The organism is bacterium (genome assembly GCA_024742285.1).
Lineage (GTDB): Bacteria > Myxococcota_A > UBA9160 > UBA9160 > UBA4427 > UBA4427.
In genome coordinates, this window is record JANSYR010000034.1 from 1 (window position 1) to 11,551 (window position 11,551).

Annotated in this window: 8 protein-coding genes; 5 read left to right on the forward strand and 3 right to left on the reverse strand. The window is 69.6% G+C overall.

Annotation, left to right across the window (positions count from 1 at the left end):
• Both NXI30_28875 and NXI30_28880 read left to right on the forward strand, forming a co-directional pair.
• Nucleotides 1–276 (forward strand): type IV pili twitching motility protein PilT (locus NXI30_28875; GenBank protein MCR9098254.1); only part of this gene is annotated, 276 nt, incomplete at its 5' end.
• 518 nt (nucleotides 277–794) lie between these two features.
• Nucleotides 795–1,400 carry a PEP-CTERM sorting domain-containing protein gene (locus NXI30_28880; GenBank protein ID MCR9098255.1) on the forward strand — a complete coding sequence of 202 codons (606 nt, stop codon included), beginning with the start codon at nucleotides 795–797 and terminating at the stop codon, nucleotides 1,398–1,400.
• A gap of 205 nt (nucleotides 1,401–1,605) precedes the next feature.
• Here the strand turns inward: NXI30_28880 and NXI30_28885 are convergent, their stop codons facing one another.
• The gene (locus NXI30_28885) at nucleotides 1,606–2,463 is read right to left on the reverse strand and encodes a hypothetical protein (GenBank protein ID MCR9098256.1); all 858 of its coding nucleotides are present in this window, start codon (nucleotides 2,461–2,463) and stop codon (nucleotides 1,606–1,608) included.
• 995 nt (nucleotides 2,464–3,458) lie between these two features.
• Between NXI30_28885 and NXI30_28890 the strand changes: the two genes are divergently transcribed.
• From NXI30_28890 to ispG, 3 genes are all read left to right on the forward strand, one after another.
• Nucleotides 3,459–4,787 carry a TRAP transporter substrate-binding protein gene (locus NXI30_28890; GenBank protein ID MCR9098257.1) on the forward strand — a complete coding sequence of 443 codons (1,329 nt, stop codon included), beginning with the start codon at nucleotides 3,459–3,461 and terminating at the stop codon, nucleotides 4,785–4,787.
• Between the two features lie 214 nt (nucleotides 4,788–5,001).
• Entirely contained in the window at nucleotides 5,002–7,644 is a 2,643-nt protein-coding gene (gene alaS, locus NXI30_28895) for an alanine--tRNA ligase (GenBank protein MCR9098258.1), read from the forward strand.
• A 26-nt stretch (nucleotides 7,645–7,670) separates the two neighbouring features.
• Nucleotides 7,671–9,710 carry a (E)-4-hydroxy-3-methylbut-2-enyl-diphosphate synthase gene (gene ispG, locus NXI30_28900; GenBank protein ID MCR9098259.1) on the forward strand — a complete coding sequence of 680 codons (2,040 nt, stop codon included), beginning with the start codon at nucleotides 7,671–7,673 and terminating at the stop codon, nucleotides 9,708–9,710.
• A gap of 28 nt (nucleotides 9,711–9,738) precedes the next feature.
• On the opposite strand, the gene NXI30_28905 is transcribed toward ispG, so the two are convergent.
• Nucleotides 9,739–10,269: a CvpA family protein gene (locus NXI30_28905; protein MCR9098260.1), complete on the reverse strand. Its 531-nt coding sequence runs from the start codon at nucleotides 10,267–10,269 to the stop codon at nucleotides 9,739–9,741.
• A 31-nt stretch (nucleotides 10,270–10,300) separates the two neighbouring features.
• Nucleotides 10,301–11,347, reverse strand: coding sequence for a tetratricopeptide repeat protein (locus NXI30_28910; protein MCR9098261.1), 1,047 nt, complete (start codon nucleotides 11,345–11,347; stop codon nucleotides 10,301–10,303).
• Between the last annotated feature and the right edge of the window lie 204 nt (nucleotides 11,348–11,551).

An 11,551-nucleotide genomic window follows, 5' to 3' on the forward strand; every position in this document is an offset into this window, starting at 1 on the left:
GCGATCGCCAAGGGCCACACGACCTACGGCATGCAGACCTTCGACCAGTCCCTGATGGGGCACGTGAAGGCCGGCCTCGTGACCTACGAAGAGGCGCTCAAGCACGTCTCGAACCCCGACGACTTCGCGCTCCGCTTCCGGGGCATCGCCTCGACTTCCGACTCCGACTGGAACGAGTTCGCCGGCGACGGCGAAGAGAAGTCCGACGAGAAGCCCGACGACGGCGGCGGCGACTCGCTGCTCGACGACGACGATTTCAACATCGACCGTTTCTGAGCGCTCGCATCGCCGACGGACGGCCGCGAACCGGGCCCGCGATCGGCTGACGGACCGTCCCCGGCTCGGCTGACTCGCGCGACGCGGCGTCGCCCGCGATGCGGCCCGGGTCGGCAGGGGCTCGCGGAAGACCGGGGAAGTCCGTGCGGCGGCGCGCTGGCGCCGGGGAGCCGGCGACGGCGAGGCCGGCCCGACTCGCCGTGGAGGAGACGCGTCTGCTGCGGTGTCCGGTGCAAGAGGCGCCACCGGTCCCGATCGGCGTGTCTTCGTCGTCTGGATCGCGCGGGCCAGACAGGGAGGAAGGTGGCACGAAGAAGCGCTCGCTCGATCGAACGGGTGATTATGCCCACGATTGTCGGAGTTTTGCGACAATACACACTTTAGTGTAATTAGTTCTCAAAACCTAAAAGTTGTCGCTTCGATTCATCCTGTCGTAAAGCGCGTCGTTTCTTCGATTGTTCACCCTTCCTCTGGATCGTGCGTGTAGGATGGACTCGTCTTTTGGGAAGGAGATGTTCATGCTGTATCTGCGCGGCTTTTTCGCGAGTCTGAGCGCCGCCGCTTGTGTGCTGGTTTTCGCTGGCTCTGCCTACGCGGCCCTCGTCGACAACGGGTCGACCACGGTCGACACCGACACGAACCTCGAGTGGCTCGATCTGACCGAGACGCTCGGCCTGTCCTACGCGGACGCGCTCGCGAGTTCCTTCGTGACCGTCGACGGCTACCGATCGGCGACTTCGCTGGAGGTTGCGGAACTCTTCACCAATGCCGGCATGAGCGAGCAGGACAATCTTGCCCGTGAGGTCGACTTCGCCGCCGCCGCGGATCTGCTCAACCTGCTCGGTTGTACCCTCGCTCCGGCCGTCTGTGCGACGACTGCGAATCCGATCGGCACGGGCTACGCCGAGTGGACGCCCGGCACCGGCCGCCGTGCGCTCTACCGCACGGACAGCATCAACGGCGGGCGCGGTGCGGCCACCGTGGAGAGCAGCTTCCTCACGACTGCGAACCCGGAGATCGGTACGTACCTCGTGCGCATCGTGCCCGAGCCCTCGACGGGTCTGCTCCTGCTGGGTGGACTCGCGGCGCTGAGTCGAACGCGGCGCGACGCCACGCGCGCCTAGACGCTCTTCGGCTCCGCGGCGCGGCAGGCCCGATCTGCCGTCGCGACCGCGGTTCGCCGAGGGACGCTCCGCCCACGGCCCAGTGCCCGGCGGCGCGGCGCCTTTGCCAGCGACGGCAGAGGCGGAAGCCCAGAGACCGATGCCGAGCCTCGACCGGGAACCCTGGTCGAGGCTCGGCTGCGTCTGGCCGCCGCCGGCGTTCCGTCTAGCGCCGCCGCCGTGCCATCACGGAAAGCGCGAACGATAGAGGAAGCACGGCGGCGAAGGCCGGCTCGGGCAGCCACACCGCGTCCACCTGCCGCGTCGCACCGTCGAAGAGGCCGGTGCCGTCGAGGAAGGTCGTGGCCGACACGGTCCCCGCGATCTCGAGTTCGAAGACGTCGCCGTCGTCGGAGGCGTAGGCGAGGCCGGCGATCGCGCCCGTGCCGGCCGTGCGGACGGAAACCAGCAGGTTGCCCGTCTCGTCGTCGTAGTGCAGGGCATCGATGTCCTGGTTGGCCCCGGTGAACAACGTGGCCTCGTCGAGACCCATGTAGAGTCCGGCGGTTTCGTCGACCGGGTCGACCTGGACGACGTCGCCGTTCTGGAATGCGAACCCATACACCTCGGCGGAAAGCGACGTCGAGATCAGGAGGTCGCCGTTAGGAAGGATCGAGAGCGCATCGATATCGGGCGCGGTCCCCATCAGATCGTCACCGTCGAAGAAAAGGCTGTAGCCGCGACCGTCGTATTCGATCACGTCGCCCGGACCGAAGGTGACGCCGCCCAGAAGAACCGCCGTCGTGGTCGAGAAGATCAGGCTGCTCGTCGGGAGGAAGTGGTAGGCGTCGATGTCCTCGGCCGGCGGTAGCTCCGCCGTGATGACTTTCGGCGTTTCGACGGCGGCGACGTCGCTGGCCTCGAGCGGCAGACCCCCGATCGTCTCGACGGTCGGTTGGCCGGCCGCGACGCCGAACGAGACGACCGTGTCGGCGGCTCCCGGTAGGGCGTTCAGCGTAAACGTTGCAGCGAGGACGATCCCCGTCGTCCAGGAACTCGTTACCCAAGTACTCTTCGTCGTCATCGGATGCCCCTCTCTTGCTGGCCGGATGCCCGGCGAGACAGGATCGAGCACGGTCGTCGCGCATTTCGATCCGCGATTCGTCTGTACGATCCTCCACTCCATGCGCCGGTCGTCGGACCGGCAATCCCGCGCTGCGAACCCCTCCGCGACGCGCTCTGCGTGCTCGAAGGGGCGTCCAATCGTCCGCCGATCGCCCCGCTCAGGGGGAACGAATCGGGTCGAACGAATCGCTTCCGCAAGTAATCCACCGGGCGCGCAGCCGGTCAATGGACAATCCAAACGAACGTGTCGCACGGGTCGGATGTTCCGATCGGAAAGCCAGCGGGCGCCCATGCGCTCTCGGCGACGTTGTTAGGCGAAACGTCTGCGCGCCGACTGTCGGGGCGAAGTCGCGCAGGAGGCGAACCGCAGCCGGACGCGGAACGGCCGGCCCGGACACCCCTCCCGGGGTACATCGACCGGCCCGGATGGACGCGGTCTCACGAGCAGGCTCCTTTCACGCGTGAACGAGCCGGTCGTCGAGGGGCGCGCCGCCCGTCGAGGTCCGGGGACGACCCGGTCTCCCGCGGCGCCTCGCAGTGCCAGCGGAGCCTGCGGCCTCCGCCCTCGTCGCACTCGGGCTTTCGCAGCTCGTCCGTGCTGTCGCCGTCCTCGGGCGCGAACTCACCATGCCGTCGCCAGCCTCGACGTGCGCCACCCTCGACCTGCGCCACCCTTGACCTGCGCCACCCTTGACCTGCGCCACCCTCGACCTCCGCCAGATGGGTGCGGCCGTGGTCCGATCGGGTGAAGGCGTCGACGGGATCCTTGGCCGTCGGTTCGAGATCCGATCGAAGCGGGGGATCGGGCCGACGAGGAGCTCGGTGCGCGGGTCGCGGGTGACGACGGACGAGCTTCGTGCAGGCGGCGGCGCACACCCGAAAGGATCGGCTTCGAGGGCCGAAAGAATCTAGACTGGCCCCGCTCCGGACCGAACCGGAGAGAGGCGTGCTCCGTTGCCCGATTCGAACTCCGCTTCCTCCGGTGCTCCGCCCGCAGCCCCCACGCGCGGGCTCGGCGACCTGCTGAAGATCGGCACGCCGCTCGGGCTGCTCGTCGTGATCGGCTTCGTGATCGCCTATCGCTTCGTGGATCCGGCGCCGCCGGCCCGGATCGTGATGGCGACCGGCGAGGCCGGTGGCGCGTACGCGACCTTCGGCGAGGCCTACCGCCGGCGACTGGGGGAGTTCGACGTCGAAGTCGTGCTGCGCGAGACCGCGGGAAGCGCGGAGAGTCTCGGCCTGCTCGGCGCCGGCGAGGTCGACGTCGCCTTCGTGCAGGGGGGCGTGGCGACCGACGCGGATCGAGCGGTCGTGGAGAGCCTGGGTAGCCTCTTCTTCGAGCCGCTCTGGATCTTCCTTCGCGAGCGGGAGGGCGCGCTCCGGCTGACGGACCTCGCGGGGCTCCGGATCGCCATCGGTCCGGAGGGCAGCGGGACCCGTGCGGTCGCCTCGGAGCTGCTCGCGCGCAACGGCGTCTCCGGGCCGTTCGCGTCGGGGGATCTGGCGACGAACGTCGCCGCGCTCCTTGCCGGCGACCTGGACGCGGTCTTCCTGGTCGCAGGCGCCGATTCCCCCGTCGTACGCCGCCTGCTCTCGACCGAAGGAATCACGCCCTTCTCGTTCCGGCGGGCGGAGGCCTATACCCGGACCCACCGTTTCCTCGCCCACGTGACCCTCCCGGAAGGCATGGTCGACTACGCGCGCAACCTGCCCGCCGCGGACGTCGAGCTGGTCGCCCCGACGGCGAATCTGGCGGTACGGGACGGTCTGCACCCGGCGCTGGTGGACCTGCTCGTCCAGGCCGCGTCGGTGGTCCACGGCGAGGGCGGCGTCTTCGAGGAGCCCGGGGCCTTCCCGACGCCGCGCGCGATCGATCTGCCGCTCAACCCCGAGGCCCACCGCTTCTACGAGTACGGGCCCCCTTTCCTCCAGCGCTACCTGCCCTTCTGGCTGGCGACCCTCGTCGACCGGCTGAAGGTCATGCTGATTCCGCTGATCGCGCTCCTGATTCCGGTGTTTCGACTCTTTCCCCCGATCTACCGCTGGCGCGTCCGCTCGCGCATCTACCGCTGGTACACCGAGCTGCGGGAGATCGACCCGCGGAACCGGACGGGCTTCGATCTCGAGCAGGCGATCAAGGAAGCCCAGCGGATCGAGCGGGAGGTCGCCGAGGTGGAGGCCCCGGCCTCGTACGCGCAGGAGCTCTACGACCTCCACCTCCATCTCGAGTTCGTCCAGCGCCAGCTGGCGGAGCGCCGCCGGACCACGAACGCGCCGGACTGAGCGGCGAAGGCGCCGGAAGGGCGGCGCCGAATCCCCGTCCCGAGGCCTTCCCGCTATATTCCGGCCGCCGTGAACCGCGGCGAATCGCCCCGTTGGCGACCGCGCGGCCCGGTTCCGCGCGCTCGAGTGGAGCGCGTCCGGTCGTCCGTCCATCTGCCCAGCGCGCCGTACCGCCACGATACCGCCAGACAGGCCGCCAGAAGAGGGTTGCCCCATGTCCCTCCCGTCCCGGGAGATTCGAGAGACCTTCCTCCGCTACTTCGAGGAGAACGGCCACCGCCGTGTGGCGAGCGCTTCCCTCCTGCCGGAGTCCGACCCGACGCTCATGTTCGTGAATGCCGGGATGGTGCCCTTCAAGCGGCTCTTCCTGGGCGAAGAGACCCGTGACTACACCCGCGCGACGACCTCCCAGAAGTGCATGCGCGTCTCGGGCAAGCACAACGATCTCGAGAACGTCGGCCGCACGCCGCGCCATCACACGTTCTTCGAGATGCTCGGCAACTTCTCTTTCGGGGACTACTTCAAGGAGGAGGCGATCGAGTACGCGTGGTCGCTGCTCACCGAAGGCGTCGGCTTCTCGCCCGACGATCTCGTCGTGTCGGTCTTCGAGGACGACGACGAGGCCTACGACATCTGGAAGGACCGGATCGGGCTGCCCGAGTCCAAGCTCTATCGCCTCGACGAGAAGGAGAACTTCTGGTCGATGGGCGACACCGGGCCCTGCGGTCCGTGCTCGGAGATCCACTACGACTGGGGCGAGCTCGCGGAGCACCCGAACGACGACCCGTCGAGCGAGACCGGCCGCTTCATGGAGATCTGGAACCTGGTCTTCATGCAGTTCAACCGGGACGCAGACGGAACCCAGACCCCGCTGCCCAAGCCGTCGATCGATACCGGCGGCGGGCTCGAGCGCTGGGCGGCCGTCCTCCAGGGCAAGCGCTCGACCTGGGAGTCGGACTCCTTCACGCCGTTGATCGCGCGGGCGGCGGAGCTCGCGAACGTCGTGCCCGGGGCGAGCGACGAGACCGACGTATCGCTCCGCGTCGCGGCGGATCACGCGCGCGCGCTCACGTTCCTGATCGGCGACGGCGTGCTGCCGAGCAATGCGGGGCGCGGCTACGTGCTCCGGCGGATCCTGCGGCGAGGCTCCCGGCACGGGAAGCTCCTCGGGCAGGACACGCCTTTCCTCCACGGCGTCGCCGACAAGGTGATCGACGAGATGGCGGAGGCGTATCCCGAGCTCGTCGACCGCCGCGCCTACATCACCGACCGCATCAAGCGCGAAGAAGAACGCTTCCTCGAGACCCTCACGAAGGGGATGGATCTCCTCGACGGCGAGATCGAGGAGCTGAAGGGGAAGGGTGCGACGACCCTGCCCGGCGACACGGTGTTCCGGCTCTACGACACGTTCGGGTTCCCGGTCGACCTGACCGCGGACATCCTCGTCGGTCACGGGATGACCCTCGACCAGGGCGGCTTCGACTCCGCGATGGAAGAGCAGAAGGCGCGCGCGCGGGCCTCCTGGAAGGGCAGCGGCGACACCGCGGTCCAGGAGGTCTATGGCCGGATCGCGTCGGACGTCGAGACGACCTTCCGCGGCTACGAGGCCCTCGACCTCGAGGCGCCGATCACCGCGATGCTCTCGGGCGGCGAGGCGGTCGCGAAGGCGAACGCGGGCGACGAGATCGAGCTCGTCTTCGAAGAGACGCCTTTCTATGCGGAGAGCGGCGGTCAGGTCGGCGACCAGGGGCGGATCACCACCGACTCCGGCGTCGTCGTCGTGCGCGACGTGCAGAAGCCGGTGGCGGGGCTCTTCGTGCATCAGGGCGTCGTCGAGTCCGGGGAGGTCGCGGTCGATCAGGAGGCGCGCCTCGCGGTGGATGCCGCGAGTCGACAGGCGACGGTCCGCAACCACACGGGGACCCACCTGCTCCACGCGGCGCTGCGCGAGACCCTCGGCGAGCAGGCGATGCAGAAGGGTTCGCTGGTAGGACCCGAGCGCCTCCGTTTCGACTTCACTCACGACGCCCCGCTCACCCGGGAAGAGCTCGACGCGATCGAGGACCGGGTGAACGAGATGATCGAGTCGAACCAGGGCGGGCAGACCCGCGAGATGGACTACCCGTCGGCGATCAAGGCCGGCGCGATCGCGATCTTCGACGAAAAGTACGGCGACGAGGTTCGGGTCGTCTCGTTCGGGGACTGCTCGACGGAGCTCTGCGGCGGGACCCACGCGAAGGCGACCGGCGACATCGGTCTGCTCAAGATCGTCTCGGAGTCCGGGATCGCCGCGGGCGTGCGCCGGATCGAAGCGCTGACCGGCCTCGGCGCGCTCCGCCACATCCGCGAGCAGGAACGGCTCGCGACCGACGCGGCGGAGACGCTCAAGGTGCCCCTCGCGGAGCTGCCGGGTCGGGTCGGCCGGCTCGTCGAGGAGCGCAAGGAGGCGCAGAAGCAGATCGACGAGCTCCGCTCGAAGCGCTCGAGCGGCGGCGGGGCGGACGATCTCTTCGGAAGCGCCCGCGATCTCTCCGCCCACGACGGCGCGAAGGCGATCAGCGGCGTGGTCGAAGACGTCGACGCGAAGGCGATGCGGACGATGGTCGACGACTACAAGAACCGGCTCGGGACCGGCGTGGTCTGCCTCGCGGCGGCGGCAGGCGAGAAGGCGCTGATCGCGATCGGTGTGACGAAGGACCTGACGGGCTCGCTCAAGGCGGGAGACCTGATCCGCGAGGTGGCGGCGGTCGTCGGCGGCGGTGGCGGCGGTCGCCCGGACTTCGCGCAGGCCGGTGGCAAGGATCCGAGCAAGGTGGCCGACGCGATCGCCCGATTCGACGAGCTGGTGGGCGGATGAGCGGCGCGGAGCAGACTCCGCGCCCCGTGCCGCAGCCCTCGAAGGATGCGCTCTTCCGACCCGTGCGCCGTCGCACGCGCGTGGTGCACGTCGGCGACGTCGCGATCGGCGGCGACCACCCGATCGTCGTCCAGTCGATGACGAACACCGACACGATGGACACCGCGGCGACGGTCGAGCAGACGATCCGCCTCGCCGAGGCGGGTTGCGAGATCGTCCGCGTGACGGCGCCCTCGATTCGCGACGCGGAGAACCTGCGTGAGATCCGCAAGGCCCTTTCGGAGGCGAGGGTCGACGTGCCGCTCGTGGCCGACATCCACTTCACGCCGAATGCCGCGATGATCGCCGCGGACATCGTCGAGAAGGTTCGCGTCAACCCGGGGAACTACGCCGACAAGAAGAAGTTCGAGGTCCGCGAGTACGACGACGCCGAGTACGAGGCGGAGATCGCGCGCGTTCACGACCGCTTCCGCCCGCTGGTCCAGCGCTGCAAGCGCAACGGCGTCGCCCTGCGGATCGGGACGAACCACGGCTCGCTCTCCGACCGGATCATGAACCGCTTCGGCGATACGGCCGAGGGCATGGTCGAGAGTGCCCTGGAGTTCCTCGACGTCTGCGAGGACGAGCGCTTCCACGACGTCGTGTTCTCGATGAAGGCTTCGAATACCCAGGTCGCGATCCAGGCCTACCGCCTGCTCGCGGCGCGCCTCGAAGCGCGCGCGCCGGGCCAGCCTTCCTATCCCTTCCACGTCGGCGTGACCGAGGCGGGGGACGCCGAGGACGGCCGGATCAAGAGCGCCATCGGAATCGGGTCGCTCCTCGAGGACGGGCTCGGCGACACGATTCGGGTCTCGCTGACCGAGGACCCGGTTCGCGAGGTGCCGGTCGCGCGGGGGATCGCCGATCGCGCCGCACGGGTCGCCAAGGAACGGTCCGAGCGGAGCGGCGAGATCGACGTGCGCAGCGGTCCGACCCCGGACTACTTCGATCACACCAAGCGCGAGACGGACGCCGTCTCCTGGGCGGGGCTCGAGGTCGGCGGGGAAGCGCCGGTCCGGGTGGAGCTCGAGGTTCCGGAGGCCGGGACCGACCCCAAGGGCGCGGCGGCCCGTCTCGCGATGGATCTGGCGGCGTTGACGGACGTGGCCTGCGAATCGCTCCTGCTGGGCGCGGGGCCGGCCGACGATCAGGAGCTGTTCCGGAGCGAGCTCGCGAGTCTCGGCGTCGAGCTGCCGTGCGCGGTGCGGGTCGACTCGGCCAATGCAATCGCGTCGCTGGCCGGGAGGGGACTGTGCCGCGTCGTCGCGACGATCGACGCGCGCACCGCGTCCGACGCGCTTCGCGCGCTGACCGAAGCGAGCCGTTCGGCGGGCCTCGCGCTCGAGTGCGAGATCGAGGCCGCGGACCACGCGCTCCCGGACCTCGTCGCTCGCCTCGTCGAGGCGACGGGAGGCGACCTCGCGGCCATCAGCCTCGTCCCGTCGGCCTCGCTCCACGAAGTCCGCGTCCTCGTGGCCAGCCTTGCGGACCAGGAGCGGAGTCAGCTGCCGATCGTGCTCCGTCAGGCGGTCGAGGCCCCCGCGGTCGCGGGGCTCGCGGGCGCCGGGGTGCCCGAGGCGTCGCTGCTCGACGCGTCGGTCCGGCTGGGTGGGCTCCTGTGCGACGGGATCGGAGACCTGGTCTCGCTTCGCTCGGACGGCGGGGCAGCGGCCACGGTCGATCTCGCCTACCGCGTGCTCCAGGGCGCGCGTCAGCGGACGACGCGGACCGAGTACATTTCGTGTCCCTCGTGCGGTCGGACCCTCTTCGATCTGGAGGAGACGACGGCGAAGATCAAGGCGCGCACGGACCACCTCTCGGGCGTCAAGATCGCCGTGATGGGTTGCATCGTGAACGGCCCCGGCGAGATGGCGGACGCGGACTTCGGATACGTCGGCTCCGGCGTCGGCCAGGTCACCCTCTACGTCGGCAAGGAAGTCGTCGCGCGGGCCGTACCCGAAGTGGAGGCGACCGACCGTCTCGTCGACCTGATTCGCGAGCACGGCGCCTGGGTCGACCCCGCCTGATCCGGATCAGCGCGCGAGGGCGCTGGGCCTAACGGTCGTCTTCGAACCAGCTGCCGGGAGACGCGACGTTCGGCAGCTCGTCTTCGAGCCCTTCGAGATGGGTGGAGCGCAGCTCGTCGACCAGGGCCACGCTCCGCGCGCCGTCCGTCGTGGGGTGGTCGGGGCCGACGAGCCAGACGGCGATCATCACGAGCACCGCAGCCACGAGCGTGCCTTCCGCGACGCCGAGGACGCCTCCGCCAGCTCGATCCGCCCAGCCGAGCCCGGCGAACTCGACGCCTTTCCTCATCAGTCTTGCGGCGAAGCCGCAGGCGAGGATGGTCGCCATCACGAGCAGCACGCCGGCGATCCAGGTCGCCGTCTTCCCCACCAGCTCGCCGCCGGTCCACTCCGTCAGCTGGAGGGTCAGCGAGTCGAGGAAGAGGCGCGTCACGATCGTACAGAGCCCGATCGCAGCGAGGGAGAGGCCTTCGCGGACGAGTCCGATCCACAGGCCGCGGATCATGGCGACGAAGATCACGGTCGCCGCGATCATGTCGATCAAGGGCAGGTCGTTCATTCGGCGGGCTCGTCCACGCGGAACAGGTTCGTCACGTGTCCCGCCCGCGCGCGAGATCGGTGGTCTTCCAGCCGGAGACCGACGCCTCCGACGCCTCCGATGCTTCCGATGCTTCCGATGCCTCCCCGGCCATCGAAGCCTCCGACGGCGGCTCGGCCGCGTCGACGGCACGGAAGGAGAGCTCCGCCTCGGGTTCCTGGCGCGGGCTCGCGGTGTCGTTCGAGCGGGGCGTCTCGCTGGACACCTCCCGCGCGCGTCCGCGCACGAGCCGGAGGTACATCCGCGCCTCGTCACGGCTCGGGTCCTTCTCGAGGACCGCGTCCCACTCGGCGATCGCGTCCGCGGTCCGGCCCATCGTGTACCAGGTGACCCCGAGCTGGATCTGGCTGTCGAGGAGTCCGGTGTGCGCGGCCAGGATCCGCTGGAACTCGGTCGCGGCCTGGGCGGGCAGGCCAGCTTCCCGCAGCGTGACGCCCAGGCGGTGGCGGATGTCGTGGAAGGTCGGGCAGCGCTCGAGGGCCCCGCGGTACTGCTCGATCGCGGCGCGCCGCTCTCCGGCCTCGACCAGCGCATCGGCGAGCGCCGCCTGCTGGTTCGCGAGCTTGCCGCGGGTCGTCGGGTCGAGGCCGCCTGCGGTGGGTCGACAGAGCTGGCTCGCACGCTCGGCGTAGCCCTGGGAGCGATCGAACTCGCCGCGACGTTCGTGCAGGCTCGCCAGGGCGAGCAGCGCTTCGACGTAGGAAGGGTTCAGCCGGATCGCTTCTCGCAACCGGTCGAGTGCCCCGGTCAGGTCGCCGCAGCGCTCGGCGATCATCCCGAGCATGTAATGGACGTCGGCGAAGCGCGCGCCGTGGGCGACCAGCCGATCGAGCTGCTCGCGGGCCGCGTCGTCGTCCCCGCGCTCGAAGGCGCGCCGTCCGAGCATCAGGATCTCCCGATCACTCGCCACCGCCCCGAGCTGGACCCGACGCGCCGTCGACCGAACCGCCGCCTCCCCCGCGGCCGCTTCCTCGGGCGCCTCGTTCCTTCGTGGCTCGACACGCTCCCCGAGCGGCACCTGCGGCAGAGACTGATCCATCGCGAACCCCCCGGAATCGCACCTGAAACCCGACGACGTCGGAAGAATGGCACCTCCCCCCCACCAAGTCGAGAGACGTGGACCGACAATTGCGCCTGCTCGCCGAGCGGGCGGATCCGCGATGCCGGCCCCGTGAGAGTGTCCACTCCCGGTCTCGTTTCGCGTGATCGTCGTGAACGCTCGTACCTGTTTCCAGCCGACCGA

Excerpts from the sequence above, each read along its gene's own strand:
- NXI30_28880 (MCR9098255.1), top strand. The coding sequence starts at position 795 with ATGCTGTATCTGCGCGGCTTTTTCGCGAGTCTGAGCGCCGCCGCTTGT.
- NXI30_28885 (MCR9098256.1), bottom strand. The coding sequence starts at position 2,463 with ATGACGACGAAGAGTACTTGGGTAACGAGTTCCTGGACGACGGGGATC.
- alaS (MCR9098258.1), top strand. The coding sequence starts at position 5,002 with ATGTCCCTCCCGTCCCGGGAGATTCGAGAGACCTTCCTCCGCTACTTC.
- NXI30_28905 (MCR9098260.1), bottom strand. The coding sequence starts at position 10,269 with ATGAACGACCTGCCCTTGATCGACATGATCGCGGCGACCGTGATCTTC.
- NXI30_28910 (MCR9098261.1), bottom strand. The coding sequence starts at position 11,347 with ATGGATCAGTCTCTGCCGCAGGTGCCGCTCGGGGAGCGTGTCGAGCCA.